Annotated in this window: 24 protein-coding genes; 17 read left to right on the plus strand and 7 right to left on the minus strand. The window is 72.2% G+C overall.

Going from position 1 to position 26,367, the window contains the following annotated elements; genetic code table 11:
* Window positions 1-281 precede the first annotated feature (281 nt).
* From lpdA to ACIPPS_RS17670, 5 genes are all read left to right on the plus strand, one after another.
* Complete coding sequence (gene lpdA, locus ACIPPS_RS17650; protein ID WP_401432443.1) at window positions 282-1,670, plus strand: dihydrolipoyl dehydrogenase; 1,389 nt, start codon at window positions 282-284, stop codon at window positions 1,668-1,670.
* A gap of 62 nt (window positions 1,671-1,732) precedes the next feature.
* A complete protein-coding gene (gene sucB / locus ACIPPS_RS17655) occupies window positions 1,733-3,559 on the plus strand; it encodes a 2-oxoglutarate dehydrogenase, E2 component, dihydrolipoamide succinyltransferase (RefSeq protein ID WP_401432445.1) in 1,827 nt (608 codons plus the stop codon).
* A gap of 121 nt (window positions 3,560-3,680) precedes the next feature.
* Window positions 3,681-4,304: a GntR family transcriptional regulator gene (locus ACIPPS_RS17660; RefSeq protein ID WP_401432449.1), complete on the plus strand. Its 624-nt coding sequence runs from the start codon at window positions 3,681-3,683 to the stop codon at window positions 4,302-4,304.
* Between the two features lie 283 nt (window positions 4,305-4,587).
* On the plus strand, window positions 4,588-7,293 hold the full coding sequence (gene aceE, locus ACIPPS_RS17665) for a pyruvate dehydrogenase (acetyl-transferring), homodimeric type (RefSeq protein ID WP_401432452.1): 2,706 nt from the start codon (window positions 4,588-4,590) through the stop codon (window positions 7,291-7,293).
* 59 nt (window positions 7,294-7,352) lie between these two features.
* Window positions 7,353-8,318, plus strand: coding sequence for a helix-turn-helix transcriptional regulator (locus ACIPPS_RS17670; RefSeq protein WP_401432455.1), 966 nt, complete (start codon window positions 7,353-7,355; stop codon window positions 8,316-8,318).
* On the opposite strand, the gene ACIPPS_RS17675 is transcribed toward ACIPPS_RS17670, so the two are convergent.
* The gene (locus ACIPPS_RS17675) at window positions 8,309-9,247 is read right to left on the minus strand and encodes an SDR family oxidoreductase (RefSeq protein ID WP_401432458.1); all 939 of its coding nucleotides are present in this window, start codon (window positions 9,245-9,247) and stop codon (window positions 8,309-8,311) included. The two genes, ACIPPS_RS17670 and ACIPPS_RS17675, sit on opposite strands and share 10 nt — an antisense overlap.
* Window positions 9,248-9,347: 100 nt before the next feature.
* On the opposite strand from ACIPPS_RS17675, the gene ACIPPS_RS17680 reads away from it, so the two are divergent.
* Window positions 9,348-9,878 (plus strand): DUF4240 domain-containing protein, encoded by a 531-nt coding sequence (locus tag ACIPPS_RS17680; RefSeq protein ID WP_401433123.1) that lies wholly within the window; start codon window positions 9,348-9,350, stop codon window positions 9,876-9,878.
* A 105-nt stretch (window positions 9,879-9,983) separates the two neighbouring features.
* Here ACIPPS_RS17680 and ACIPPS_RS17685 read toward each other — a convergent pair whose 3' ends face one another.
* On the minus strand, window positions 9,984-10,769 hold the full coding sequence (locus tag ACIPPS_RS17685) for an SDR family NAD(P)-dependent oxidoreductase (protein ID WP_401432461.1): 786 nt from the start codon (window positions 10,767-10,769) through the stop codon (window positions 9,984-9,986).
* 135 nt (window positions 10,770-10,904) lie between these two features.
* Here ACIPPS_RS17685 and ACIPPS_RS17690 point away from each other — a divergent pair, with 135 nt between their 5' ends.
* Window positions 10,905-11,546, plus strand: coding sequence for a TetR family transcriptional regulator (locus ACIPPS_RS17690; RefSeq protein WP_401432464.1), 642 nt, complete (start codon window positions 10,905-10,907; stop codon window positions 11,544-11,546).
* A gap of 129 nt (window positions 11,547-11,675) precedes the next feature.
* Here ACIPPS_RS17690 and ACIPPS_RS17695 read toward each other — a convergent pair whose 3' ends face one another.
* A complete protein-coding gene (locus tag ACIPPS_RS17695) occupies window positions 11,676-12,179 on the minus strand; it encodes a GNAT family N-acetyltransferase (protein WP_401433125.1) in 504 nt (167 codons plus the stop codon).
* A gap of 52 nt (window positions 12,180-12,231) precedes the next feature.
* On the opposite strand from ACIPPS_RS17695, the gene ACIPPS_RS17700 reads away from it, so the two are divergent.
* Both ACIPPS_RS17700 and ACIPPS_RS17705 read left to right on the plus strand, forming a co-directional pair.
* Entirely contained in the window at window positions 12,232-13,128 is an 897-nt protein-coding gene (locus tag ACIPPS_RS17700) for a TIGR01777 family oxidoreductase (RefSeq protein WP_401432466.1), read from the plus strand.
* A 166-nt stretch (window positions 13,129-13,294) separates the two neighbouring features.
* Complete coding sequence (locus tag ACIPPS_RS17705; protein WP_401432469.1) at window positions 13,295-14,689, plus strand: NAD(P)/FAD-dependent oxidoreductase; 1,395 nt, start codon at window positions 13,295-13,297, stop codon at window positions 14,687-14,689.
* A gap of 76 nt (window positions 14,690-14,765) precedes the next feature.
* Here the strand turns inward: ACIPPS_RS17705 and ACIPPS_RS17710 are convergent, their stop codons facing one another.
* The gene (locus tag ACIPPS_RS17710) at window positions 14,766-16,244 is read right to left on the minus strand and encodes a regulator (protein ID WP_401432471.1); all 1,479 of its coding nucleotides are present in this window, start codon (window positions 16,242-16,244) and stop codon (window positions 14,766-14,768) included.
* Window positions 16,245-16,542: 298 nt separating this feature from the next.
* Between ACIPPS_RS17710 and lipB the strand changes: the two genes are divergently transcribed.
* From lipB to ACIPPS_RS17730, 4 genes are all read left to right on the plus strand, one after another.
* Window positions 16,543-17,358: a lipoyl(octanoyl) transferase LipB gene (gene lipB, locus ACIPPS_RS17715; RefSeq protein ID WP_401432474.1), complete on the plus strand. Its 816-nt coding sequence runs from the start codon at window positions 16,543-16,545 to the stop codon at window positions 17,356-17,358.
* Window positions 17,359-17,464: 106 nt separating this feature from the next.
* The gene (gene lipA, locus ACIPPS_RS17720; protein WP_401432476.1) at window positions 17,465-18,433 is read left to right on the plus strand and encodes a lipoyl synthase; all 969 of its coding nucleotides are present in this window, start codon (window positions 17,465-17,467) and stop codon (window positions 18,431-18,433) included.
* A 298-nt stretch (window positions 18,434-18,731) separates the two neighbouring features.
* Window positions 18,732-18,944 carry a hypothetical protein gene (locus tag ACIPPS_RS17725; RefSeq protein WP_401432479.1) on the plus strand — a complete coding sequence of 71 codons (213 nt, stop codon included), beginning with the start codon at window positions 18,732-18,734 and terminating at the stop codon, window positions 18,942-18,944.
* Between the two features lie 10 nt (window positions 18,945-18,954).
* Entirely contained in the window at window positions 18,955-19,659 is a 705-nt protein-coding gene (locus ACIPPS_RS17730) for a DUF4191 domain-containing protein (RefSeq protein ID WP_401432481.1), read from the plus strand.
* 193 nt (window positions 19,660-19,852) lie between these two features.
* Here the strand turns inward: ACIPPS_RS17730 and ACIPPS_RS17735 are convergent, their stop codons facing one another.
* Window positions 19,853-20,320, minus strand: coding sequence for an RDD family protein (locus tag ACIPPS_RS17735; protein WP_401432484.1), 468 nt, complete (start codon window positions 20,318-20,320; stop codon window positions 19,853-19,855).
* Between the two features lie 221 nt (window positions 20,321-20,541).
* Between ACIPPS_RS17735 and glnA the strand changes: the two genes are divergently transcribed.
* On the plus strand, window positions 20,542-21,951 hold the full coding sequence (glnA, locus tag ACIPPS_RS17740; protein WP_401432487.1) for a type I glutamate--ammonia ligase: 1,410 nt from the start codon (window positions 20,542-20,544) through the stop codon (window positions 21,949-21,951).
* Between the two features lie 306 nt (window positions 21,952-22,257).
* Window positions 22,258-22,986 (plus strand): excalibur calcium-binding domain-containing protein, encoded by a 729-nt coding sequence (locus ACIPPS_RS17745; protein ID WP_401432490.1) that lies wholly within the window; start codon window positions 22,258-22,260, stop codon window positions 22,984-22,986.
* 84 nt (window positions 22,987-23,070) lie between these two features.
* On the opposite strand, the gene ACIPPS_RS17750 is transcribed toward ACIPPS_RS17745, so the two are convergent.
* Window positions 23,071-23,346, minus strand: a complete 276-nt coding sequence (locus ACIPPS_RS17750; RefSeq protein WP_401432493.1) for a hypothetical protein — start codon at window positions 23,344-23,346, stop codon at window positions 23,071-23,073.
* Between the two features lie 149 nt (window positions 23,347-23,495).
* On the opposite strand from ACIPPS_RS17750, the gene ACIPPS_RS17755 reads away from it, so the two are divergent.
* Entirely contained in the window at window positions 23,496-23,855 is a 360-nt protein-coding gene (locus tag ACIPPS_RS17755) for an arsenate reductase family protein (protein ID WP_401432496.1), read from the plus strand.
* A 29-nt stretch (window positions 23,856-23,884) separates the two neighbouring features.
* Here ACIPPS_RS17755 and ACIPPS_RS17760 read toward each other — a convergent pair whose 3' ends face one another.
* Window positions 23,885-24,817: a Gfo/Idh/MocA family protein gene (locus ACIPPS_RS17760; protein ID WP_401432498.1), complete on the minus strand. Its 933-nt coding sequence runs from the start codon at window positions 24,815-24,817 to the stop codon at window positions 23,885-23,887.
* A 461-nt stretch (window positions 24,818-25,278) separates the two neighbouring features.
* On the opposite strand from ACIPPS_RS17760, the gene glnII reads away from it, so the two are divergent.
* Entirely contained in the window at window positions 25,279-26,310 is a 1,032-nt protein-coding gene (glnII, locus tag ACIPPS_RS17765; RefSeq protein WP_401432501.1) for a glutamine synthetase, read from the plus strand.
* Window positions 26,311-26,367 lie beyond the last annotated feature (57 nt).

Below are 26,367 nucleotides of genomic sequence, written 5' to 3' on the forward strand. Positions count from 1 at the left end.
CGTCGCGTGAACGGCGGCGGCCCCGGGGACGGGATCCCCGGGGCCGCCGCCGTTCGCCCGCAACGAAATCCGTACGTGCGTACGCCCCGGTTACCTGTCCGTACGGGCGATCCCCCGGTCTCACACACCGGCCCCGCGTCCCGCCTCCCGGCAACAAGTGCGAAGATGGGTTCTCGGCAGGACAGGGCCCCCACCACAGGGCCGAAATAAAGCGGCCGAACACCAGCCGCCGCCCGGTCATCGGAGACCGGCGACCGGCGCACATGCATGGAGGACGTGACGTGGCGAACGACGCCAGCACCGTTTTCGACCTAGTGATCCTCGGCGGCGGTAGCGGCGGTTACGCCGCGGCGCTGCGCGGAGCGCAGCTGGGCCTGGACGTCGCACTGATCGAGAAGAACAAGCTCGGCGGCACCTGCCTGCACAACGGCTGCATCCCCACGAAGGCCCTGCTCCACGCCGGCGAGGTCGCCGACCAGACCCGCGAGGCGGAGCAGTTCGGTGTCAAGGCCTCCTTCGAGGGCATCGACATCAAGGCCGTGCACAAGTACAAGGACGACGTGATCTCGGGCCTGTACAAGGGTCTCCAGGGTCTCGTCGCCTCCCGCAAGGTGACGTACATCGAGGGCCACGGCCGGCTCTCCTCCCCGACCTCCGTCGACGTGGACGGCCGTCGCGTCGAGGGTCGTCACGTCCTCCTCGCCACCGGTTCCGTGCCGAAGTCGCTGCCCGGTCTGGAGATCGACGGCAACCGGATCATCTCCTCGGACCACGCCCTGACCCTGGACCGCGTCCCGGAGTCGGCGATCATCCTCGGCGGCGGTGTCATCGGCGTCGAGTTCGCCTCCGCGTGGAAGTCCTTCGGCACCGACGTGACGGTGATCGAGGGCCTGAAGCACCTGGTCCCGGTCGAGGACGAGAACAGCTCCAAGCTTCTTGAGCGCGCCTTCCGCAAGCGCGGCATCAAGTTCAACCTCGGCACCTTCTTCCAGTCCGCCGAGTACACCCAGAACGGTGTCAAGGTCACGCTGGCCGACGGCAAGACCTTCGAGGCGGAGGTCCTGCTCGTCGCCATCGGCCGCGGCCCGGTCTCGGCCGGTCTCGGCTACGAGGAGCAGGGCGTCGCGATGGACCGCGGCTACGTCCTCGTCGACGAGTACATGCGCACCAACGTGGAGACGATCTCGGCGGTCGGCGACCTGGTCCCGACCCTCCAGCTGGCGCACGTGGGATTCGCCGAGGGCATCCTGGTCGCGGAGCGGCTGGCCGGTCTGAAGACCGTTCCGATCGACTACGACGGCGTGCCCCGGGTGACGTACTGCCACCCCGAGGTCGCCTCCGTCGGCATCACCGAGGCCAAGGCCAAGGAGATCTACGGCGCGGACAAGGTCGTCGCCCTGAAGTACAACCTCGCGGGCAACGGCAAGAGCAAGATCCTCAAGACCGCGGGCGAGATCAAGCTCGTCCAGGTCAAGGACGGTGCCGTGGTCGGCGTCCACATGGTCGGTGACCGCATGGGCGAGCAGGTCGGCGAAGCGCAGCTGATCTACAACTGGGAGGCGCTGCCGGCCGAGGTCGCGCAGCTCATCCACGCCCACCCGACGCAGAACGAGGCGCTCGGCGAGGCGCACCTGGCGCTGGCCGGCAAGCCTCTGCACTCCCACGACTGACGCTCACGTCAGCTACGGGCGCGACGACCACTTTCCGCAATTCGTTAGGAGCAACTGAAACCATGTCGGTTTCCGTAACCCTGCCGGCGCTCGGCGAGAGCGTCACCGAGGGCACCGTCACCCGCTGGCTCAAGGCCGAGGGTGAGCGTGTCGAGGCCGACGAGCCGCTGCTCGAGGTCTCGACCGACAAGGTCGACACCGAGATCCCCGCCCCCGCGTCGGGCGTCCTGGCCTCCATCAAGGTCGCCGAGGACGAGACCGTCGAGGTCGGCGCCGAGCTCGCGATCATCGACGACGGTTCTGGTGCGCCGGCCGCCGCCGAGGCTCCGGCCGCCGAGGCCGCCCCCGCCGCCGAGGCCGCTCCGGCCCCGGCGCAGGAGGCCCCGCAGGCCCCGCAGGCCCAGCCGTCCACCGAGACCGAGCAGCCCGCCCCGGCCCCGACCGCGGAGGCCACCTCCGGCGGCGGCTCCGCCGAGGGCACCGACGTCGTCCTGCCGGCGCTCGGCGAGTCCGTCACCGAGGGCACCGTCACCCGCTGGCTGAAGTCGGTCGGCGACAGCGTCGAGGCCGACGAGCCGCTGCTCGAGGTCTCCACGGACAAGGTCGACACCGAGATCCCGGCTCCGGCTTCGGGTGTCCTCCTGGAGATCGTCGTCGCCGAGGACGAGACCGCCGAGGTCGGCGCCAAGCTGGCCGTCATCGGCGCCCCGGGTGCCGCTCCGGCCGCCGCCGAGGCCCCGGCCGCCCCGGCCCCGGCGCAGACCGCTCCGGCGCAGACCGCCCCGGCCGCGGCGCCGGCTCCCGCCGCCCCGGCTCCCGCCCCCGCCCCGGCCGCCGCTCCGGCGCAGGCCGCTCCGGCTCCGGCTCCGGCTCCGGCCCAGGCCGCTCCGGCGCCCGCCCCGGCCGCACCGGCTCCGGCCCCCGCCGCCCAGGCTCCCGCCCCCGCCGCCGCACAGCCGGCGGACGACGGCGCCTACGTGACCCCGCTGGTCCGCAAGCTCGCCTCCGAGAACGGCATCGAGCTGGCGTCCGTCAAGGGCACCGGCGTCGGCGGCCGTATCCGCAAGCAGGACGTCCTCGCGGCCGCCGAGGCCAAGAAGGCCGCTCCGGCCCCCGCCGCCGCTCCCGCGGCCGCCGCCCCCAAGGCCCCGGCCCTGGAGACGTCCCCGCTGCGCGGTCAGACCGTCAAGATGACCCGCATGCGCAAGGTCATCGGCGACAACATGATGAAGGCGCTGCACGGCCAGGCCCAGCTGTCCTCGGTCGTCGAGGTCGACATCACCAAGCTGATGAAGCTGCGCGGCCGTGCCAAGGACGCCTTCGCCGCCCGTGAGGGCGTCAAGCTGTCCCCGATGCCGTTCTTCGTCAAGGCGGCGGCCCAGGCGCTGAAGGCCCACCCGGTCATCAACGCCCGGATCAACGAGGACGAGGGCACCATCACGTACTTCGACTCGGAGAACATCGGCATCGCCGTGGACTCCGAGAAGGGTCTGATGACGCCGGTCATCAAGGGTGCGGGCGACCTGAACATCGCCGGTATCTCCAAGGCCACGGCCGAGCTGGCCGGCAAGGTCCGCGGCAACAAGATCACCCCGGACGAGCTGGCCGGTGCGACCTTCACCATCAGCAACACCGGTTCGCGCGGTGCGCTGTTCGACACGATCATCGTGCCCCCGAACCAGGTCGCCATCCTGGGCATCGGTGCCACGGTCAAGCGCCCGGCGGTCATCGAGACCGCCGAGGGCACCGTCATCGGCATCCGTGACATGACGTACCTGACGCTCTCCTACGACCACCGCCTGGTGGACGGCGCCGACGCGGCCCGTTACCTGACGGCCGTCAAGGCGATCCTGGAGGCCGGCGAGTTCGAGGTCGACCTCGGCCTGTAGGCCCACCTGGGCTTGGCAACGTAACAAGCCTCACCTGCGGCGCCCCCGCCCGGAAGTGTTTCCGGGCGGGGGCGCCGCCGTATTGTCTTGAGTGTCAACGCGTCCCTTAAGGAGCGGCTTCATGAGCGTCCCCGTCGTCCACTCGCTGCGCGAACAGATCCGCGAGCACATCGTGGAGGGCATCGTCAGCGGGCGCTGGAAGCCGGGCGAGCGGATCGTGGAGCGCCGGATCGCCACGGAGCTCGAGGTCAGCCAGACGCCGGTGCGCGAGGCGCTGCGGGAGCTGGAGTCGCTGCGGCTGATCGAGTCCTCCCCCAACAAGGGTGTACGGGTACGGAATCTGACGGCGGCCGACCTGGAGGAGAGCTACCCGGTCCGGGCCGGTCTGGAGCAGATCGCGGCGGAGCTGGCCGCGACCCGGCTCGCGGCCGACTGCTCGGCCCTGGAGCCGCACGTGACGGCGCTGTACGAGGCGGACCGGACGGCCGACGGGACGGCGCAGGTGCGGCACACGGTGGGCTTCCACCGCGAGTTGGTGAAGGCGGCCGGGAACGGCGTGCTGCTGCACACCTGGGAGGGCCTGGGCATCGAGGTCTTCACGGCGCTCTCGATCCGCTGGCTCGGCACGGTCCAGAAGTCGTACGCGGAGGAGCACCAGGAGCTGGTGGAGGCCTTCCGCCGGGCCGACCCGAACATCGGCGCCCTGGTCAAGGCCCACGTCCTGGGCTGCGCGCCGAGGGCCTGAAGCCCGTCCGTCCCCGAGTGAGCGGGCCCCGCACCGGGGCCCGCTCATTCGTGCGAGACCCCTCTCATACGCCGCCTCACCTGCGAAAACAAGGCACCCGGTGCCCGTTTTCGCGGCACCCTGTGCCGACTTTCGCGATCTGAGGAAGTTTTTCCCTTCAACACTTTGATCGATCATCGATCGGCGGCTTACAGTCTTCGGCGGGCCGTACCCCGGCCCTTCGCCCTGTCCTGCCAGACAAGGCACCCCTTCTCCACCCCCATCTGTCCGGAAGGCGGCGATCATGACCGATCCCGTAGGCAAGATTCCGAGCGAGCTCGACCAGCTCCCGGACCGTGACACCGAGGAGACCGCCGAGTGGGCGGCCTCCCTGGATGCCGTCACCAAGGCCGCCGGCCCGCACCGGGCCGCCTACCTGATGCGCCGCACGCTCCAGCACGCCGAGGGCGCGGGCCTGGCCCTGCCCAAGCTGCTGGAGACGGACTACGTCAACACCATCCCCACCTCCTCCGAGCCGGCCATCGACGGCGACGAGGAGCTGGAGCGCCGGATCACCGCCTGGAACCGCTGGAACGCCGCCGCCATGGTCACCCGCGGCGCCAAGCACGGCGTCGGTGGCCACATCGCCACCTTCGCCTCCGCGGCCTGGCTCTACGAGACCGGCTTCAACCACTTCTTCAAGGGCAAGGAGTCCGGCGACGCCGCCGGCTCCGGCGACCAGCTCTACATCCAGGGCCACGCCTCCCCCGGCATCTACGCCCGCGCCTTCCTCGACGGCCGCCTCACCGAGGCCCACCTCGACAACTTCCGGCAGGAGTCCGGCGGCAACGGTCTGCCCTCCTACCCGCACCCGCGCCGTCTCCCCTGGCTGTGGGAGTTCCCGACCGTCTCCATGGGTCTGGGCCCGCTCTCCGCCATCTACCAGGCGCGCTTCAACCGGTACCTCACCAACCGCGGCATCAAGGACGTCTCGTCCTCGCACGTGTGGGCGTTCCTCGGCGACGGCGAGATGGACGAGCCCGAGTCGACGGCGGCCCTGGCACTGGCCGCCCGCGAGGGCCTGGACAACCTGACCTTCGTCATCAACTGCAACCTGCAGCGCCTCGACGGCCCGGTCCGCGCCAACTTCAAGATCGTGCAGGAGCTGGAGGCCCAGTTCCGCGGCGCCGGCTGGAACGTCGTGAAGTCGCTCTGGGGCAACGCCTGGGACGAGCTGTTCGCGCTCGACAACGACGGCGCCCTCGTCCGCCGCCTCCGTGAGGTCCCGGACGCGCAGGTCCAGACGTACCAGACCCGCGACGCCGCCTACATCCGCCAGGACTTCTTCGGCGCGAACCCCTCGCTCGTCGCGATGGGGCAGCTGCTGAGCGACGACAAGATCCTGGAGTGCTTCCACCTCTCCCGCGGTGGCCATGAGCCGCGCAAGGTCTACGCCGCGTACAAGGCCGCCGTGGAGTTCAAGGGCGCGCCGACGGTGATCCTCGCGCAGACCGTGAAGGGCTTCACCCTGGGCGAGGGCTTCGCGTCGAAGAACGCGAACCACCAGATGAAGAAGCTCAGCACGGACGAGTTCAAGGCCATGCGTGACCTGCTCGACCTGCCGATCTCGGACGCGCAGTTCGTCGACGGCGTGGTGCCCTACGGCCACCCCGGCGCCGACTCCCCGGAGGTCCGCTACCTCCAGGAGCGCCGCGCGGCCCTCGGCGGTCCGGCCCCGGCCCGTCGCGTCCAGCCGCTCGCCCCGCTGCCGGCCCCGGCCGAGAAGGCCTTCACCGCCTTCGACAAGGGCTCCGGCGCGCAGTCGATGGCCACGACGATGGCCTTCGTCCGCCTGGTCAAGGACCTGATCCGGGACAAGGAGTCCGGCAAGCGCTGGGTCCCGATCGTTCCGGACGAGGCCCGTACCTTCGGTATGGAGTCGCTCTTCCCGTCGCTCGGCATCTACTCGCCGAAGGGCCAGACGTACGAGCCGGTCGACCGCGACCAGCTGATGTACTACAAGGAGGCCGTCAACGGCCAGATCCTCAACGAGGGGATCACCGAGGCCGGTTCGATGGCCGACTTCATCGCCGCGTCCACCGCGTACTCCACGCACGGTGAGGCGATGATCCCGTTCTACATCTTCTACTCGATGTTCGGCTGGCAGCGCACCGCCGACCAGATGTGGCAGCTCGGCGACCAGCTCGGCCGCGGCTTCCTGGTCGGCGCGACCGCCGGCCGTACGACGCTGACCGGTGAGGGTCTCCAGCACGCCGACGGCCACTCCCCCGTCATCGCGGCGACCAACCCGGCCGCCCTGACGTACGACCCGGCGTTCGCCTACGAGGTCGCGGTGATCGTCAAGGAGGGTCTGCGCCGGATGTACGGCGAGGCCGCCGAGGGCGAGGACCAGAACGTCTTCTACTACCTCACGGTCTACAACGAGCCGATGCCGCAGCCGGCCAAGCCGGCCGGGATCGACGAGGGCATCGTCAAGGGTCTGTACCGCTTCAACACGGCGGAGTCGGCCGGTCTCGACCTGCCTGCGAACGCTTCGCGGATCCAGCTGCTCTCCTCCGGTACGGCCATCCACTGGGCCCTTGAGGCGCAGAAGCTGCTCGTCGCCGAGTGGGGCGTGGGCGCCGACGTGTGGTCCGCGACCTCCTGGACGGAGCTGCGGCGCGACGCGCTGGAGGCCGACGCGGCGCTGCTGCGCGGCGAGGAGCGGATCCCGTACGTCCGCAAGGCGCTGGAGGGCGTGGACTCCCCGGTCCTGGCCGTCTCCGACTACATGCGTCAGGTCCCCGACCAGATCGCGCAGTGGGTCGAGCAGGACTGGTCCTCGCTCGGTGCCGACGGCTTCGGTCTGTCGGACACCCGTGACGCGGCCCGCCGCCACTTCGGTGTCGACGCGCAGTCGATCGTGGTCGCGGCCCTGGCCCAGCTCGCCCGTCGCGGCGAGGTCCCGGCCTCGGCCGTGAAGGAGGCGCGCGAGCGCTACGGCCTGTAGCACCCGGCTCTCCACCGGGCTTCCGTCCGGCTGTCGGTGGCGGCACGCATGATGGGGTCATGCGTGCCGCCCGGCTCATCAAGATGGTCCTGCTCCTCCAGTCCCGCCCGTCGATGACGGCGGCCGAGCTGGCGCAGGAGCTGGACGTGTCCGAGCGGACCATCACCCGCGATGCCCTCGCCCTCTCCGAGGCGGGGGTTCCGGTCTATGCGGACCGGGGCAGGGCCGGCGGGTACCGGCTGATCGGCGGGTACCGCACGCGGCTGACGGGCCTGGCGCGCGGCGAGGCCGAGGCGCTGTTCCTGTCCGGGCTGCCGGGCGCGCTGCGGGACATGGGCCTGGAGGACGCGGCGTCGGCGGCCCGGCTGAAGGTGTCGGCGGCGCTGCTGCCCTCGCTGCGCGACGCGCCCCGCTCGGCGGCCCGGCGCTTCCTGCTGGACGCCCCGGGCTGGTACCAGGAGCCGGCGACCCCGGAGTTGCTGCCGCCGGTCGCGGAGGCGGTCTGGGACGACCGGATGCTCACCGCACGCTACCGCCGGGGCGACGGCGAGGTGGAGCGGGAGCTCGCTCCGTACGGTCTCGTGCTGAAGGCGGGCGTCTGGTACCTGTGCGCGCGTTCGGGTACGGCCTTCCGTACGTACCGGATGGACCGCTTCACGGCCGTGGCGCTCACGGAGGAACGTTTCGTTCGGGACGAGGACTTCGACCTGCCGGCCTTCTGGGCCGAGCGGGCGCAGGAGTTCGCCCGCTCCCTGCTGCGCACCGAGGTCGTGCTGCGGCTGTCGGAGGCGGGGGTGCGCCGACTGCCGTACGTCACGGACCGCGCGGCCGCCGAGGAGGCCCGCGCGGCCGGGACGAAGGACGACGGCACGGGCTGGACGACGGCGACGCTCCTCGTGGAGAACGAGGAGGTCGCCTTCGGCCAGTTGCTCGCGCTCGGCCCCGAGGTCGAGGTGCTCGCCCCGGCGTCCCTGCGGGGCCGGTTCACGGCGGCGGCGGAGGGTCTGGCGGCGCTCTACCGGTAGTCCTCCACCGACACGTCCCCGCCGTTCTTCTCCGCGTTCTCCTTGGCGCCGATGAAGCCCCAGGCGTCCGGCTGCGAGCCGTCCGCGTCCGTGAAGCCGTACTCCTTGGCCAGCTGTCCGCTGGAGAGCGATCGGCCGTTCCAGCGGGCCCGGTCGGGGTCGGCGGCGAGGGCGGCGACGGCGCGTCCGACGTAGACCGGGGACTCGGCGACCGCGAAGTCGGGAAGCTGTTCGGTCGCGTCGCGCCAGTTCGCCTCGGTCACCCCGAAGTGGTCCAGCATCTGTTCGGACCGCAGCCAGCCCGGGGTGACGGCCACCGCCGTGCCGCCCGCGTCCTTCAGGTCGTGCGCGAGCGCGAAGGCCATCCGGATCGGCGCGTTCTTGGTGAGGTCGTAGAAGAAGTTCTCCCGGAACCGGCGGTTGTACTCGGCCGTCCCGTCGGTCACCTCGACGACAAGGCCGCCGGGATTGCGGACCAGCAGCGGCAGCGCGAGCGCGCTGGTGATCACATGGGTCTTCACCCCCAGCTCCAGCATCCGAAGGCCGCTGTCGAGATCGGTCTCCCAGATCTTCTTGCCGAAGGCGGGGACAAGGAGGTGCTCGCCGCCCCAGACGTCGTTCACCAGGATGTCGAGGCGGCCGCGCTCGGCGTCGATCCGCTGGACGAGCGCGCGGACCTGGTCGGTCTCCAGGTGGTCGGTGGGCACCGCGACGCCCTCACCGCCGGCCGCCGTCGCCAGCTCGGCCGTCTCCTCGATGGTCTCCGTCGTGCGGCCGACCTCGCTGGCCTTCGCCCGGGTGGTGCGCCCGGTCACGTACACGGTGGCGCCGGCGGCGCCCAGCTGGACGGCGATGGCGCGTCCCGCGCCCCGCGTGGCGCCCGCGACGAGGGCGATCCTGCCGCTCAGCGGCTTCGTTTCGGTCTCCATGGAACGAGCGTGACAGGAAAGTACGACATCTCCTGTCCGATTTGATTTTGGCCGTTTCCGGGTGCGCCGCCCTCCCCCACGGTCGATGCTGGATGCCGTGATGGACGAAACGGAGTTCTGGCAGATCGTCGACTCGACCCGAGAGGCCGCCGAGGGCGACCCGGAGGAACACGCCGACCTGCTCGTCGAACGGCTGTCGCAGCTCGATCCCGACTCCGTGCTCGACTTCGCCCGCCATTTCGAGGCCCGCTACAACCGCGCGTACCGCTGGGATCTGTGGGGCGCGGCGGCGGTGCTGCTGGACGGGGCGAGCGACGACGCCTTCGACTACTTCCGCTGCTGGCTCATCGGTCAGGGCCGGGAGGTCTTCGAGGGCGCCGTGCACGATCCGGACGCTCTGGCCGAGCTCCTGGAGGACTTCGACGAGGAGATCGACGGCGACGGCGAGGAGCTGGGCTTCGCCGCCGACGAGGCGTACGAGCAGCTGACCGGGATCGAGGCGCCGGACCTGGGTATCCCGCCGCAGCCGGCGGAGCCGGAGGGCACCGCCTTCGACCTGGAGGACGACCGCGCGCTGGAGGCCCGCTACCCGCGTCTGTGGGGCCGCTTCGGCGCCCAGGTCGGCGGCTGAGGCCGGGGGCCGAGGCGTCGAAGGTACGGGCCTGGGGGCCGTCCCACCCCAGGCCCGTACCGGCTTGTCGGGCCTCTCCGCCGAGCCGGGGCCCGGCGGCGACCGTCAGAAGTGGGTGCCGCCGTCGATGCGGACCTCGGTGCCGGTGATGAACGTCCCGTCCTCGCTCGCCAACATCGCGACGACGCCGGCGACGGTCTCCGGGCCGGCGAAGCCCTGGCCGAGGGCCGGGGCGAGCTTCATGAAGAGGGACAGGTCGGCGTCCTCGGGCAGGCCGGGGCCGACGCTCTGGCGGCTGGCGCCGGTGCCGTCGGTCATGCCGGAGGAGATGGAGCCGGGCTGGACGGCGGTGAAGCGGATGCCCTGCTTGGCGTACTCGGCGGCGAGCGCGTGCGTCATCGACTGGATGCCGCCCTTGCTGGCCGCGTAGGCGGCCATGTAGGGGTGGGCGAAGAGCGCCGAGGTGGAGGAGAAGTTCACGACGGCGGAGCCGTCGCCCGCCAGGAGGGCCGGGATCGCCTCGCGGATCACCAGGAACGTGCCGGTGAGGTTGATCCGGAGGACCTGCTCGAAGGCGGCGAGGCTGGTCTCGTGGGTGTGCGAGGAGCGCAGCACACCGGCCGCGTTGACCAGGACGTCCAGGCCGCCGAGGGCCGTGACGGCGGCGGCGACCCCGTCGCGTACCGAGGTCTCGTCGGCGACGTTCACGACCAGTGTGGTCAGCCGGGCGGCGGCGGCGCCGGCCTTGGCGACGGTGTCCTCGAGGCCGTCCTCGCTGATGTCCGCCGCGACGACGAGGCCGCCCTCGGCGAGCATGCGCAACACGGTGGCCTGGCCGATGCCGGAGCCGCCACCGGTGACCAGTGCGCGGCGTCCTTCGTAGCGGTTCATGTCCTGTCCGACCTCTCGACGGCGAGCTTCTGATGCCCCGATTCTTCGACGCAGAGACACCGTACGCCTGGGTGGCACGTTTTGCCATAGCTGCATGAAATGCACGGACGGCAGGGGCGGGCGTACCCTCGTACGGTGAGCACCCAGCCCCCCACCAGGCCCACCTCCCTGACCGAGCGCCGCAAGGCGGCCACCCAGCTCGACATCGCGCGCGCCGCCGCGGAGCTCTTCACCGAGCGCGGCCCGGACGGCACGACGGCGGAGGACATCGCCCTGCGCGCCGGGGTCGCGCTGCGCACCTTCTACCGCTACTTCCGCTCCAAGCAGGACGCCGTCGCCCCGCTCCTCGCGGGCGGCGCCGACCGCTGGCGGGAGTCGCTCGCGGCGGCGGAGCCGGGGTCGACGGTGCCGACCGCCCTCGAACGGTCGGTCGCCGAGGCGCTCGCGGGGGCCGACGAGGAGGCGGCCGAGGGGCTGCGCCGGACGCGCGGGCTACTGCGGGCGGCGGCCGAGGACCCGGCGCTGCGGGCGGTCTGGTACCGGGTCAACCAGGAGTCGGAGGAGAAGCTGCTCGCCGTCGTGGCCGAGCTGGCGGGCCCCGACGCGGACCCGCTGGAGGTACGGCTCGCGGCGGCGGCGGCCACGGACGCGATCCGGGTGGCCCTGGAGGCCTGGGCGGAGACGGACGCGCCGGTCCGCGGCCCGGGCTCCCCGGCCGAGCTCGCGGTGCGCTGCCTGCGTGAACTGATGGGCGGGATGGGCCCGTTGACTCCGTAGAGGGTGAGCACGGGGGCTGCCGGGCGAGGCGGGCCCCTCGACACCCCAGGGCGCGGGCGGAGGGCGGCTGGGCCCTTGACGCCCCAGGGCGTGGGCGAAGGGCCGCCGGGCGAGGCTGCCCCTTGACGCCTAGCGCGTGAGGTCGCCGAGCGAGCGGCCCATCAGGACGTCGTCGACGTACGCGCCGGCCAGGAGGAACTCGCCGGGCAGGACGCCCTCGACGGCGAAGCCCTCGGAGGCGTAGAGCGCGCGGGCCGGGGCGTTGTGGCCGAGGACGCGCAGGGTGATCCGGCGCGCGCCCTGGCGCCGGGCCTCGGCCATGGCGGCGCGCAGCAGCGCGCGGGCCACGCCCCGGCCCCGCACGCTCTCCGCCACGGCGAGGCCCTGGATCTGGCGGACGTGCCGGTTGCAGGCGAGCGGGGTGGCGGCGGCGAGCCGCAGATAGCCGACGACCTCCCCGGCGTGCTCGGCGACGAGGTACTCCTCGGGCCGGTGCCGCTCGTCGAAGAACGGCCGGTACGGGGGTTCGGGCGCGGGCTGCACGGCGTGCAGCGGCGACCAGGTGGACCGGTCGAGTTCCCCCAGGGCACTCTCGTCGGCGGGAACGGCCGTCCGTATGCGCGTCTCCGGCATGATCATGGCGGCCACTGTGCCACGGGCGGGCCCGGAAGGGCAGGATGGGCGCATGGAACGCTCCCGCATCGCCGTCACCGGCGCCTCCGGACTCATCGGCTCGGCCCTGGTGCGCTCCCTGCGCGCCGACGGCCACCACGTCTGCCGCCTGGTGCGGCGCCCCGCCCGGACCGCGGACGAGATCGAGTGGGACCCCGCCCGGCTGCACGTGGACGCGGCCGGGCTCGTCGGCGTCGACGCGGTCGTGCACCTGGCGGGCGCGGGCGTCGGCGAGCGCCGGTGGAGCGAGGCGTACAAGAAGGAGATCCGCGACAGCCGCGTGCTCGGTACGCGGGCGATCGCGCAGGCCCTCGCCTCGCTGGCCGAGCCGCCGAAGGTCCTGGTCTGCGGCACGGCACTGGGCTACTACGGCGACACCGGCTCACGCGCCGTGGACGAGAGCGCGCCCGCCGGCGAGGGCTTCCTGCCCTCGGTGTGCGTGGAGTGGGAGGCGGCGGCCGCCCCGGCCGAGGAGGCCGGGATCCGGGTCGCGTACGCCCGCACGGGCCTGGTGGTGGCCGCCGAGGGCGGCGCGTGGGGGCGGCTCTTCCCGGTGTTCCGCGCCGGGGTCGGCGGACGACTGGGCGACGGCCGGCAGTACTGGAGCTTCATCTCGCTGCACGACGAGGTGGCCGCCCTGCGGCATCTGCTCGACACGGAGTCCCTCGCGGGGCCGGTGAACCTGACGGCTCCGGAACCGGTCACCAACCGGGAGGTGACCGCGGCGATGGGCCGGGTCCTGCGCCGCCCGACGCTCTTCCCCGTCCCGGCGCCGGCGCTGCGCCTGGCGCTCGGTGAGTTCGCGGAGGACGTGCTGGGCAGTCAGCGGGTGCTGCCGGGCCGCCTGGTGGAGTCGGGCTTCTCCTTCGCCTTCCCGACGATCGACGAATCGATCCGGGCGGCCGCCTGACCCCACGCGGTGCGACCCCGTGCTCCGTGCACCCCGGTGCGCGCCGCTGGCGCGGGTGGGCGCGGCTGCCCGAGGCTGGCAGGCCCTGAATGCGAACACGGGCATTCCGGGGGCCGGTTGGGGGCATAGGCCTCCCACCAAGCCGCGCCGACCTGGGGAGGGGCACGTGCTCAGTACCGCACGCCACACGGATGTCGACACGGACACCGTCACGGACGTCGTCATCGTCGGAGCCGGGATCGCGGGCCTCGCGGCCGCGCACCGGCTGACCGGCGCCGGACTCGGGGTCACGGTCCTGGAGGCCGGCCCCCGGGTCGGCGGCCGGTCGCTCACCGAGGACGTCGACGGCTTCCTGCTCGACCGGGTGGGACCGCCGCTCACGTCGTCGTACGCCGAACTGCTGCGCACCCGGGGGCTCGCCGGGGTGACGCTGCGGCCGTTCGCGCCGGGCGCCCTGGTGCACAGCGACGGCCGGTACGTGAGGATCGGCGAACCGTTCCCGCACCCGCGCCGTCGCGCCACCGGCCGGGGAGCCGCGCACGGGTGGGCGTCCTCGCACGCGCCCTGGCGCGTAGGGGGCGCGTACACGGTGGCGCGCGCCCTTGCGAGCGCCCCCCGCAATCCGGCGGCCTCGCTGGACCAGGCGCGCCTCGGCGCGTCCCTGGCCCGGCTCGCGGCCACGCCCGCGCAGCGCCTGCTGACGCGTCAGGAGCGGACCGCGCGCGAGGCCCTGACGGCACGGCTGCCCGCCCGCACGGTCCAGGGGGTGCTGCGGCCGCTGGTCGCGGCCCTGCTCGGCGACCCCGACCTGGGCACGTCCAGCCGCTACGCCGACCTGGCCCTGCGGGCGTTCGCCCGGGGACGGCTGTCGGTGCCGGAGGGCGGCTCGGGGACGCTGCCCGAACTGCTGGCGGCGGCGCTGCCGCCGGGCACCGTGCGGACCGGGGTCCGGGCCACGGAGGTCGCGATCAACCGGGTCGAGACGGCGGAGCACGGGGTGTTCGGCTGCCGCTCGGTCGTCCTGGCGACCGGCGCGCGGACGGCGGCCGAGCTGCTGCCGGGGCTGCGGGTACCCGACTTCCACGCGGTGACGGTGCTGCACCACACCGCCCCCGAGGCGCCCGCGCAGGACCCGGTGCTGCTCCTGGAGTCCGACCCGGGCGGCCCGGTCGCGCACACGGCGGTCATGAGCGCCGTCGACCCCACCCGCGCCCCCGACGGCCGGGTCCTGGTCACCTCGACGGTCCTCGGCACCCCGCCCGACGACATGGAGCGACGGGTCCGCAAACACCTCGCGACGCTGTACGGGACGTCGACCGACGAGTGGGAGCTGCTCGCGCTCCACCACACGCCCGAGGCGATCCCGGCGATGCGCCCGCCGCACGACCCGCGCCGGCCGGTCCGGCTGCTCGCCGGCCTCTACGTCTGCGGCGACCACCGCGACACGTCCACGCCCCAGGGCGCGCTCACCTCGGCCCACCGCGCCGCCCACGCGCTCCTGACGGACCTGGGCGTCCCCACGCCGCAGACCGCCCCCGCGGAGGCGGAGGCGGTGGCGTAGCGGGGTCTCGCGGACTCCCTGGGGCCGGCGGGCCCTGCCCGGCAGGACCCCTCCGGACCCGGCGGGCCCCCGCGGCTCAGCCGATCGCCGCCACGCGGTCGCGGTAGGTACGGACCGCGGCCGCGTCGCGGTACGGCTCCAGGCGGCGCTCGAAGTCGCGGACGTACTCCAGCGCGCGGGCCGAGCGCATCTCGGAGGCCTGCTGGGCCGCCTCCGCGCCGAGGGCGCAGGCCTGGTCCAGTTCGCCGAGGCCGAGCCGGGCGGAGGCCAGCACCACCCGGCAGAAGAGCCGGCTGCGGGCGAAGCCGGGGGCGCGGAGCTGGAGGGAGCGCTCGGCGTGCTGGGCGGCGGCGCGGTACTGCTGGAGGTCGCGGTGGCAGTGCCCGAACTCGTCCGCGAGCTGCGCCTCGTCGAAGGGCCGCGCCCAGTACGGCACGTCGTCCCCGGGCCTGGCCGCCTCCAGCGCGCGCTCGGCCCGGGCCAGCGCGGAGCCGCACGCCCGCGCCTCGCCCAGCACGCCGTGCCCGCGCGCCTCCACGGAGTGCAGCAGGGCCTGGACGACAGGCGGCGCGGCCGAGCCGACGCCCTGCTGGGCGACCCGGGCCAGCTGCACGGCCTCGCGCCCGTGGCCGAGGTAGACGGCCTGACGGCTCATGGTGATCAGGACGTACGAGCCGTAGGCCCGGTCCCCGGCCGCCTGGGCGAGCCGCAGCGCCTGGACGAAGTACCGCTGGGCGAGTCCGTGCGCGGCGATGTCGTACGAGGTCCAGCCGGCCAGCCGCGTCAGGTCGGCCGCCGCCGCGAACAGACGGCGGCCGACGGACTCGCCGTACGTGCCGCGCAGCATCGGCTCGGCCTCGTGCTCCAGGTAGCGCACGAGGGCCTGGCGGGCGTGGCCGCCGCCGTAGGCGTGGTCGAGGGTGCGGAAGAGCTCGCCGACCGAGCGCAGCGCGGCGATGTCGCCGCTGGAGACCCGCTGCCCCGGCCCCCGGTCCGTGCCGCGCTGCCGGGGCACCGAGAGCCGGCTCTGCGGCGGGACACGCGGGTCCTGCGCCAGCCGGCCGTCCGCGCCGAGCCGCCCGTTGGGCGCCGCCGTCTCGCCCCGGGCCACCCGCTCGTCGGCGCGGCCGATCAGCCAGTCCCGGCTGGGGACGACGAGGCCCGCGGGGGTGAAGGCGATCTTGCGGAGTTCGGCGTGGCTGCCGGAGTCCTTGCGCCACAGCCCGCTGACGATGTCGACCGCCTCCTCGGGCGAGGCGGCGAACTCCAGGCCCGCGTAGACCGGAGCGCAGGCGTCGAGCCCGAGGTCCTGTGCGGAGAGACGGCGGCCGAGTCGCCGGGTGAAGACCTCGGCGATGAGGGCGGGCGTGGTGCCCCGCGGCTGCTGGCCGCGCAGCCAGCGGGTCACGGAGGTCTTGTCGTACCGCAGGTCGAGTCCGTGTTCCAGGCCGAGCTGGTCGACCCGTCTGGCCAGGCCCGCGTTGGAGAACCCGGCCTCCGCGATGAGCGCGGCGAGCTGTCGGTTCGGGATGCGCTGCGGGGGTCGTTCCGTCATCAGCTGTGCGGTCTCCTGCCTTCCGGGCCCGGGGGGGGAAGCCCGTGTGGACCCTCATGGAACGGCGTGAATTTAGCGGCCCTCACCGCCTATACCGCCACCTTCGCCCCACATTCATCCGATCGTGTGAGGATTCAGCGGCGGGATTTACCGCCCCGGCCCCCCGGGGCCCGTCTCCACCTGCCGGACCCGCTTCCACGGCGCCGCCGTACAGTGGCATGGGCGCGAATGACGCATGGTGCCGACCGGCCCGGGATGATCCCCGGCACCCGGCCCCGGCGCAGGAGGAGGCATTGCCGTGAGTGAGCTGCGATTCGTCCGTCTGGGCTTCGGCGAGGAAGCCGTCGAGTACCAGGTGGCCTGGGACAAGCAGCGCGAGGTGCACGCCGCCCGGTTCGCCGACGAGGTCCCCGACACGTGCCTGCTCCTGGAGCACCCGCCCGTCTACACGGCGGGTCGGCGGACGGCGGACAACGAGCGCCCGCTGGACGGGACGCCGGTCGTGGACGTGGACCGGGGCGGCAAGATCACCTGGCACGGTCCGGGCCAGCTGGTCGGCTACCCGATCCTGAAGCTGCCCCGCCCGGTCGACGTCGTCGCACACGTCCGCCGCCTGGAGGAGGCGCTGATCCTCACGGCCGCCGAGTTCGGCCTGGAGACCACCCGCGTCGAGGGCCGCAGCGGGGTCTGGGTGCTGGGCGACCCGGTCGAGCAGCGCCCCGCGCTCGGCGGGCTCTCGCTGGACTTCGACCCCCGGCTGACCGACGAGGAGTTCGACCCGCGCCTCGACGGGCCCGAGTACGCCCCGTCCAACGCCGGCCAGCGCCGCGAGGACCGCAAGCTGGCGGCGATCGGCATCCGGGTCGCCAAGGGCGTCACGATGCACGGCTTCGCCCTGAACGTGAACCCGGACAACGTCTGGTTCGACCGGATCATCCCGTGCGGGATCCGCGACGCGGGCGTGGCCTCGCTGGCGAGCGAGCTGGGCCGGGACATCACCATCGACGAGGTCCTGCCGGTCGTCGAGAAGCACCTGCGGGCGGTCCTGGAGAACGCCGAGCCGAAGCCGCGGGAGATCGAGCGCCCAGAGGCGCCCGTGGTCGCCCCCGCCTAGGGAATGCCGAGCCCTGGCCACAGGTTGGCCAGGCGTAGACGAAACCGCATGAACAACGGGCGTACCCTGGTGTGCGCCGAAGAATCGAAGCTACAGGGAGCCGGTCGTGTCCGCAGTCGCACCCGACGGACGCAAGATGCTGCGCCTGGAGGTCCGTAACGCCCAGACCCCCATCGAGCGCAAGCCCGAGTGGATCAAGACCCGGGCGAAGATGGGTCCCGAGTACACGAAGATGCAGAGTCTCGTGAAGAGCGAGGGGCTGCACACGGTCTGCCAGGAGGCGGGCTGTCCCAACATCTTCGAGTGCTGGGAGGACCGCGAGGCCACCTTCCTCATCGGAGGTGACCAGTGCACACGGCGCTGCGACTTCTGCCAGATCGACACGGGCAAGCCCGAGGCGCTGGACCGTGACGAGCCCCGCCGCGTCGGCGAGTCGGTCGTCACGATGGACCTGAACTACGCCACCATCACCGGCGTCGCCCGCGACGACCTGGAGGACGGCGGCGCCTGGCTGTACGCGGAGACCGTGCGCCAGATCCACGAGCAGACCGCGGACCGCGCCGACGGCCGTACCAAGGTCGAGCTGCTCGCCCCCGACTTCAACGCGGTGCCGGAGCTCCTCGCCGAGGTCTTCGCCTCGCGCCCCGAGGTCTTCGCGCACAACGTCGAGACGGTGCCGCGGATCTTCAAGCGGATCCGCCCCGGCTTCCGCTACGAGCGCTCGCTGGACGTCATCACCCGGGCCCGTGACTACGGTCTGGTCACGAAGTCGAACCTGATCCTCGGCATGGGCGAGACCCGCGAGGAGATCAGCGAGGCGCTCCAGCAGCTGCACGCGGCCGGCTGCGAGCTGATCACGATCACGCAGTACCTGCGTCCGTCGGTCCGGCACCACCCCGTGGAGCGCTGGGTGAAGCCGCAGGAGTTCGTGGAGCTGAAGGAGGAGGCCGACGAGATCGGCTTCTCCGGTGTGATGTCGGGCCCGCTGGTGCGGTCCTCGTACCGCGCGGGACGGCTGTTCCAGCAGGCGATCGAGAAGCGCGACGCGGTCGACAACGCGACCCAGGCGGTCTGAGCTCCGGGTGACCCGAGCCCGGACTGTGTGAACTCGCGCACAAGCAGTTACCGGCTGGTAGTGGCCGGATCCGCCGCGGCCCGTACGCCCCCGCAGGTCAGGGGTGCGTACGGGCCGCGTCGGCGTGCACGGAGGCGTGCAGATGGCCCCATCAACCTTTCATCAGTGTTTGACCGCCGGGTCACGCACTGGTAACACCAGTCTGTGAGCCTGGCTTCACTCACCGCCACACCGTGAGCACCGCTCGCCGCCCCGCCCCCCACCTCATCTCATCCGCGCTTGAGGGAGGACCCCCGTCATGCAGGCCGCGACACACGTCCGTGCCACCGCCATCCCGTCCGTCACCGACGCCTTGAAGGCCGTCGAGTCGCTGCTGCTCTCCGGCGGCCAGCGAACCGCCCGCCGCAACGCCTGGACGTCGGTCCTGGAGGACCGCCGCCGGGCCAAGGACCGGGTCGAGGCCCAGCATGTGATGGAGGCCGTGGCTGGCCACGCTTCCCGGGCCACGTAAACTTCAGGACATGGCGAGGAAGGCAAACACGGGCAGCGGTGACGCTGCGAACCAGGGGCGACTGAAGCAGATCGCCCTCACGTACAAGATGACCCGAAAGGCCGACCCGAAGGTCGGGCTTGTCGTCGCGGGCGTGGGCATCGTCGTACTCGGTGTCCTCCTCGCGATCGGCTTCCTGATCGGGCACCCGGTCTACCTGGGCGTTCTGGGCTTCATCCTGGCGCTGCTGGCGATGGCGATCATCTTCGGGCGGCGCGCCGAGCGCGCGGCCTTCGGTCAGATGGAGGGCCAGCCGGGAGCGGCCGCGGCGGTGCTGCAGAACGTCGGGCGCGGCTGGACGACGACCCCGGCGATCGCGATGAACAAGAGCCAGGACGTCGTGCACCGCGCGGTCGGCCGGGCGGGCATCGTGCTGGTGGCCGAGGGCAACCCGAACCGGCTGAAGCCGCTGCTCGCGGCCGAGAAGCGGAAGATGGCCCGCATCGTCGTCGACGTGCCGGTCACCGACATCGTGGTCGGCAACGGCGAGGGCCAGGTGCCGCTCAAGAAGGTCCGTACGACCATGCTGAAGCTCCCGCGCGTGCTCTCGGGCCCGCAGGTGACGGCGGCCAACGACCGGCTGCGGGCGATGGGCGACCTGATGAGCAACATGCCGGTGCCGAAGGGTCCGATGCCGAAGGGCATGCGGATGCCGCGCGGCGGAAAGATGCGCTGACCCCACGAGACGACGCCGAAGGGGCGCCGCGGAACCGACCGGTTCCGGGGCGCCCCTTCGGCGTACGAGTGCGGGTGCGTACGGGTGCGTGAGCGTACGGGTGCGTGAGCGTACGGGTGCGTGAGCGTACGGGTGCGTGAGCGTACGGGTGCGTACGAGTGCGCGAGCGTACGGGTGCGCGAGCGTACGGGTGTCAGACGCGGACCTGGACGGCGCCGGAGAGGCGGTCGTGGAGGCCGCGGCCGTCGCGGTCCCAGATCAGGGCCGGGATGGCGAGGCAGACGAGGACGCTGCGGAGGAGCACGCGCAGGATGCCGAGCCGGCCGCCGGCCGCCGAGGCGACCCGCAGGCCGAAGATCCGCTTGCCCGGGGTGGAGCCGATGGTGCCGACCGTCAGTACGCTCAGGACGAGCAGGATCAGGAGCGCCCAGTTGCCGGTCGCCTGGCTGTAGCCGTCCGTGACGAGGCCGTATGCGATCACCATGCAGAGCGCCCAGTCGACGGCGAGGGCACCGATCCGGCGACCCGGGCGGGCGATCGAACCGGGCCCCTCCTCGGGAAGCCCGAGCTGCTGACCGCGGTAACCGAAGTCGACGCCTGCGTTCTCGGCCGCCGCGCGGGGGCCGGACAGCCATGATCCGAGTGCTTCCCTGTTGTCCACGCGTCCACGGTACTGCGCCCGTTTTTGATCACTTCGGCCCGGGTCGGCGTCGACGCCCCGGGCTGCCGCGCGTGCCCGGGGCGGTTAACTTGGGCGAAACAAATGGGTCACGCTTGAGAAATCCCGCCTGCCTATGGTCGGGTCCAGCGTGTGCCACCGCACTGGCCGCACGAACGAGCTGCAACCCCGCCCTGCCCCGGGCCGGGAGTAGGAGGAGTTGGATGTTCCAGAACGCCGACGAGGCCAAGAAGTTCATCAAGGACAACGACATCAAGATGGTCGACGTCCGTTTCTGTGACCTTCCGGGAGTGATGCAGCACTTCACGATCCCGGCGACGGCGTTCGACCCGTCCGAGGAGCTCGCCTTCGACGGCTCGTCGATCCGCGGCTTCCAGGCCATCCACGAGTCCGACATGGCGCTGCGCGCCGACCTGTCGACGGCCCGCCTGGACCCGTTCCGCCGCGACAAGACGCTGAACATCAACTTCTTCATCCACGACCCGATCACGGGCGAGCAGTACAGCCGTGACCCGCGCAACATCGCGAAGAAGGCCGAGGCGTACCTCGCCTCCACCGGCATCGCCGACACCGCGTACTTCGGTCCCGAGGCCGAGTTCTACGTCTTCGACTCCGTGCGCTTCAACACCACGGCCAACGAGGGCTTCTACCACATCGACTCCGAGGCCGGCGCCTGGAACACCGGTGCGGTCGAGGACAACCGCGGCTACAAGGTCCGCTACAAGGGCGGCTACTTCCCGGCCCCGCCGGTCGACCACTTCGCCGACCTGCGCGCGGAGATCTCCCTGGAGCTGGAGAACGTCGGCCTCCAGGTCGAGCGCCAGCACCACGAGGTCGGCACCGCCGGCCAGGCCGAGATCAACTACAAGTTCAACACGCTGCTGGCCGCGGCCGACGACCTGATGCTCTTCAAGTACATCGTGAAGAACGTCGCCTGGCGCAACGGCAAGACCGCGACCTTCATGCCGAAGCCGATCTTCGGCGACAACGGCTCGGGCATGCACGTCCACCAGTCGCTGTGGGCCAACGGCGACCCGCTCTTCTACGACGAGCAGGGCTACGCGGGCCTGTCGGACACCGCCCGCTACTACATCGGCGGCATCCTGAAGCACGCCCCGTCGCTGCTCGCCTTCACCAACCCGACGGTGAACTCGTACCACCGCCTGGTGCCCGGCTTCGAGGCCCCGGTCAACATGGTCTACTCGCAGCGCAACCGCTCGGCGGCCATGCGTATCCCGATCACGGGCTCGAACCCGAAGGCCAAGCGCGTCGAGTTCCGCGCGCCGGACCCGTCCTCGAACCCGTACCTCGCCTTCTCGGCGCTGCTGCTCGCGGGCCTCGACGGCATCAAGAACAAGATCGAGCCGGCCGAGCCGATCGACAAGGACCTCTACGAGCTGGCTCCCGAGGAGCACGCGAACGTCCAGCAGGTCCCGACCTCGCTCCCGGCGGTCCTCGACGCCCTGGAGGCGGACAACGAGTACCTGCAGGCCGGCGGTGTCTTCACCTCCGACCTGATCGAGACCTGGATCGACTACAAGCGCACGAACGAGATCGCCCCGATCCAGCTGCGCCCGCACCCGCACGAGTTCGAGCTCTACTTCGACCTCTAGACCGCCCCGGTCGGGCCTGCCCCGACCTCCGCGGCCGTGTCGCCCGAGGCCCCGCCACTCTCTTCCGGAGAGCGGCGGGGCCTCGGCGTTTCCCGAGCGCTCCCCCGACAGATCTCAAAATGTGCAACTTCTGTGCGCTGATCTTCACTTGGTGTTTACGATCCCTCCGTATCGTGTCGCCGCTCGACGAGCGGCCCTGCCGCCAGGAGCTCCGTGTACTCGAACCAGCCCCCTCAGCCGTATCCGAGCCCGTACGGGACGCAGCCTCCTCCGCCGGTGCGGCGACGGTGGTGGCAGCATCCGGCCGTGATCGTCGTGGCCCTGGTCCTCTTCCCGCCCGGCGGGATCGCGCTGGTCTGGCTGAGTCCGTGGAAGGGAAACCAGAAGATCCTGGCCACGGTGCTGTCGGCGATCTGGTTCGTGCTCCCGTTCTTCGGCGACTCGCCCGCGGAGAAGAAGGACGACGCCAGGCCGAAGGCGGCGGCGTCGGCGAGCGCCACGCAGGCGGCGGCGACCTCGGCGGCGCCGACGCCGAGCGCGGACGTCCTGATGCCGGACGTGGGCGGGAAGGCGTTCACGGAGGCGGAGGCTGCCGTGGAGGCGCTGATCGACGGCGAGCTGAGGGCGTCCGCCGCCTACACGGACGTCACGCTGCCCGCGAGCCACACGACCTGGATCGTCTGCTTCCAGGATCCGGCGGCCGGCGCCCGGCTCGCGCCGCGGACCGCGGACCCCACGGTCCAGCTGGTCGCGCCCGGCACGAACTGCCCCGCCCGGACGGGCACGAAGCTGCGCCCGGAGCCGTCGAAGACGGCGACGCCCACGCCGACACCGACGCCCACGCCGACTCCCGCGCCCCAGCCGAAGCCGAAGCGCACGACCGCCGCTCCCGAGCCCACGCGGGACAGCGTCGACTCCGTCTACTACAAGAACTGCACCGCCGTACGGGCCGCCGGTGCCGACCCGATCCGCGCGGGCGACCCGGGCTACGGCCGTCATCTGGACCGGGACGGGGACGGCGTCGCCTGCGAGTGAGCGGCGTGCGTGCGACGTGGTGAACGGCCGAGGCACGGGGAGCGGATGCTCCCCGTGCCTCGGCCGTGCTTCCGCGCGTCGGGGTCAGCGGCCGTAGCGGATCAGGGCGCGGACCATGTGGCAGGTGGTGTCGGAGGGCGGGTGGATGCCGAGGAGCTCGGCCGTGGTGCGTATCTTCGCGTTGCCGGCCTTCGCGGGGTCGTGGACACCCGCGTCGAGGAGCACGATCGCGAGGCGCATGGCCTTCAGGCGACGGTTGTGGCTCACGTACCACTCGCGGGGGCGACCCGCGGGGAGCGGCTGCTTCTGGAGGGGCTTCCAGGGTTCGAGGGACGGTGTCCGGATCACGGCGACTGCCATGGGCGACCTCCTGGCGAAAAGCGGGGTGCGGGCCCTCCCCGGGACCCTCACCTTCACCCCCTATTTTAGGCGCTACCACTGACAATCGCCCCTGTTCAGACCGCATTTGACGGCTGGTGGAGCAGGGCGGGAGAGGTACCGTGGACGGCATGGAGATCTGGGTCAACCCCGCCTGTTCCAAGTGCCGTGGCGCGCTGCGTCTGCTCGACGAGGAGGGCGCCGACTACACCGTGCGGCGCTACCTGGAGGACGTACCGAGGCCGGACGAGATCCGGGCCGTCCTGGAGCGGCTCGGCCTCGAACCGTGGGACATCGCGCGGACGCAGGAGGCCGCCGCGAAGGAGCTGGCGCTCAAGGACTGGACGCGCGACGAGGCGAGCCGCGACCGATGGATCGAGGCGCTCTCCACGCACCCCGAGCTCATCCAGCGACCGATCATCACCGCCGACGACGGCACGGCTGTGGTGGCCCGGACCGACGAGGCGGTACGGGACGCCCTGTCCCGCTGACGGGCGCCCTCGTCAGCGCCTCAGGCGCCTCAGGGGGTGGTCGTCTTCTGGGTCTGTTCCTCCGCCTGGGTCAGGATCTCCGTCAGCCGGGCGCCGAATGTGGCGTCGCAGGGGTGGGGGGTGCCCGTGCGGGACGCTTCGAGGAGGGCGTCCAGGGCGCGGCCGAACGCGTCCACCGCGCCGTCCCAGCTCGGCAGTGCGGAGCGGCCGCGCTCGCCGTACAGCGTGAGTGCGGCCTCCGCCGCCTGCGGGGGCGCGGCGAGGGTGAGCGTCGCCGTGCTGCTCGCGCCCGAGGTGTGCCGCAGGATCAGGTGGTGGGTGCCCTCCGGGCCGTGGGCGGCCGTCACGTCGATGACGTCGCCGAGGATCGGCAGGTAGACGGAGAGGACGTGCGGGCCGACGTCCCACAGGCCGCCCTTCTCGCGCCGCCACGGGGAGGCCGCGTACGCGCTCGTCGAGCCGGGTGCGTAGAGCGAGCCGAGCCAGTGCGCCTCGCCGAGGAACCAGCCGCCCGCCGCCGCCTGTTCGTCGATCCAGCGTGCCGTCGGCTCCGCGAAGCGGAGGGTGCAGAAGACGACGGAGGCGACCCCGGCCAGCGCGGCGTGGTCGGCGACCTGCCGGGCGGCCTCGACCGTCGTGGCCACCGGCTTGTCCAGGAGCAGGTGGCAGCCCATGGCCGCCGCCCGGACCGCGAGGGCGGCCTGGATGTCCGGAGGCAGCGCGAAGGCGACGGCGTCGCAGGTCTCGAAGAGGGCGTCCACGTCGGCGTACGCGGTCGTGCCGAAGGCGGCGGCCAGTTCGGCCGCGGCCTCGGGCCGCCTGCCCCAGACGCCGGCGAACTCCACCTGGGGGTGCGCGGCGAGCGCGGGCGCGTGCGTCCGTGCCGCCCAGGGGCCGGTGCCGAGGAGGCCGATGCGGACCTTCGCGCCCGCTCGGCCCGCGTGTCCCGAGTGTGTCGTCATGCGCCCCAGTCTGCCGTGTCCCACCGACAGCCGGGCCGGCGGCGGCGCCCTCCCCCGGTGCCACGTCGCCCGCGCCGGCCGCGGGACTCCGGTGCGACGTCCGGGACCTGCCTGAAGCAACGTTCCCGCTGCTCGCGGTGGGCCCCGTATACGACGCGGGACGGGAGCGACGAGCCGCGCACCGTTCCCGTGTGCCGCTCGCACCACCTCGCGGAGGCGTCGCCGAACTTCGAGATCCACGCTCGCGGTCCGCCGGTTTCGGCGCGTTGTCGCAGGTGCACGAGGTCGCCCGGCGGGGCCGGGAAACAGAGGAAAGCTGAGTAACACGGGGTTCACATTCGGGCAACCACCGGGAAATCCCGTGTTGCGAAGCTGCGCGCAGACACACACACCGCAGCTCTCGCAGCGTCGCGAGCCGCAGCACGCTCCCCGCAGCAGCAGCACGCCAAAGGATGAGGCCCGTGACCTTCAAGGCTGAGTACATCTGGATCGACGGCACCGAGCCGACCGCGAAGCTTCGCTCGAAGACGAAGATTCTGCCGGGCACCGGCGCCACCCTGGAGGAGCTGCCGATCTGGGGCTTCGACGGATCCAGCACGAACCAGGCCAAGGGCCACGCCTCCGACCGCGTCCTGAAGCCGGTCTTCGTCTGCCCGGACCCGATCCGCGGCGGCTCCGACATCCTGGTGATGTGCGAGGTCCTCAACACGGACATGACGCCGCACGAGTCCAACACGCGTGCCGCGCTGGCCGAGGTCTACGCGAAGTACGCCTCGCAGGAGCCGATCTTCGGCATCGAGCAGGAGTACACCTTCTTCGACGGCGAGCGCCCGCTCGGCTTCCCGGTCGGCGGCTTCCCGGCCCCGCAGGGCGGCTACTACTGCGGCGTCGGCGCCGACGAGATCTTCGGCCGTGACATCGTCGAGGCCCACCTGGAGAACTGCCTGACGGCGGGTCTGGGCATCTCCGGCATCAACGCCGAGGTCATGCCCGGCCAGTGGGAGTTCCAGGTCGGCCCGCTGGCGCCGCTGGAGGTCGCGGACCAGCTGTGGGTGGCGCGCTGGCTGCTCTACCGCACGGCCGAGGACTTCAAGGTCTCGGCGACGCTCGACCCGAAGCCGGTGAAGGGCGACTGGAACGGCGCGGGCGCGCACACCAACTTCTCGACGAAGGCGATGCGCGAGGGCTACGACGCGATCATCACCGCGGCCGAGTCGCTGGGCGAGGGCTCCAAGCCGCTCGACCACGTCAAGAACTACGGCGCCGGCATCGACGACCGTCTGACGGGCCTGCACGAGACCGCCCCGTGGGACCAGTACTCCTACGGCGTCTCCGACCGCGGCGCCTCGGTCCGCATCCCGTGGCAGGTCGAGCAGGACCAGAAGGGCTACATCGAGGACCGCCGCCCGAACGCGAACGTGGACCCGTACGTGGTGACCCGCCTCCTGGTGGACACCTGCTGCGAGGCCCTGGAGAAGGCCGGCCAGGTCTGATCCCCACCCGCTGTCCCCCTGGGGGCGTCCACCGTGAACTCGGTGGGCGCCCCCAGG

Origin of the sequence: Streptomyces sp. NPDC090127 (assembly GCF_044746945.1) — a bacterium.
Taxonomy (GTDB): Bacteria; Actinomycetota; Actinomycetes; order Streptomycetales; family Streptomycetaceae; genus Streptomyces.

What these genes read in the sequence shown, in the direction of transcription:
- sucB (WP_401432445.1), top strand. Translation starts at nt 1,733, where the DNA reads ATGTCGGTTTCCGTAACCCTGCCGGCGCTCGGCGAGAGCGTCACCGAG.
- ACIPPS_RS17660 (WP_401432449.1), top strand. Translation starts at nt 3,681, where the DNA reads ATGAGCGTCCCCGTCGTCCACTCGCTGCGCGAACAGATCCGCGAGCAC.
- aceE (WP_401432452.1), top strand. Translation starts at nt 4,588, where the DNA reads ATGACCGATCCCGTAGGCAAGATTCCGAGCGAGCTCGACCAGCTCCCG.
- ACIPPS_RS17670 (WP_401432455.1), top strand. Translation starts at nt 7,353, where the DNA reads ATGCGTGCCGCCCGGCTCATCAAGATGGTCCTGCTCCTCCAGTCCCGC.
- ACIPPS_RS17675 (WP_401432458.1), bottom strand. Translation starts at nt 9,247, where the DNA reads ATGGAGACCGAAACGAAGCCGCTGAGCGGCAGGATCGCCCTCGTCGCG.
- ACIPPS_RS17680 (WP_401433123.1), top strand. Translation starts at nt 9,348, where the DNA reads ATGGACGAAACGGAGTTCTGGCAGATCGTCGACTCGACCCGAGAGGCC.
- ACIPPS_RS17685 (WP_401432461.1), bottom strand. Translation starts at nt 10,769, where the DNA reads ATGAACCGCTACGAAGGACGCCGCGCACTGGTCACCGGTGGCGGCTCC.
- ACIPPS_RS17695 (WP_401433125.1), bottom strand. Translation starts at nt 12,179, where the DNA reads ATGCCGGAGACGCGCATACGGACGGCCGTTCCCGCCGACGAGAGTGCC.
- ACIPPS_RS17700 (WP_401432466.1), top strand. Translation starts at nt 12,232, where the DNA reads ATGGAACGCTCCCGCATCGCCGTCACCGGCGCCTCCGGACTCATCGGC.
- ACIPPS_RS17710 (WP_401432471.1), bottom strand. Translation starts at nt 16,244, where the DNA reads ATGACGGAACGACCCCCGCAGCGCATCCCGAACCGACAGCTCGCCGCG.
- ACIPPS_RS17725 (WP_401432479.1), top strand. Translation starts at nt 18,732, where the DNA reads ATGCAGGCCGCGACACACGTCCGTGCCACCGCCATCCCGTCCGTCACC.
- ACIPPS_RS17730 (WP_401432481.1), top strand. Translation starts at nt 18,955, where the DNA reads ATGGCGAGGAAGGCAAACACGGGCAGCGGTGACGCTGCGAACCAGGGG.
- glnA (WP_401432487.1), top strand. Translation starts at nt 20,542, where the DNA reads ATGTTCCAGAACGCCGACGAGGCCAAGAAGTTCATCAAGGACAACGAC.
- ACIPPS_RS17750 (WP_401432493.1), bottom strand. Translation starts at nt 23,346, where the DNA reads ATGGCAGTCGCCGTGATCCGGACACCGTCCCTCGAACCCTGGAAGCCC.
- ACIPPS_RS17755 (WP_401432496.1), top strand. Translation starts at nt 23,496, where the DNA reads ATGGAGATCTGGGTCAACCCCGCCTGTTCCAAGTGCCGTGGCGCGCTG.
- ACIPPS_RS17760 (WP_401432498.1), bottom strand. Translation starts at nt 24,817, where the DNA reads ATGACGACACACTCGGGACACGCGGGCCGAGCGGGCGCGAAGGTCCGC.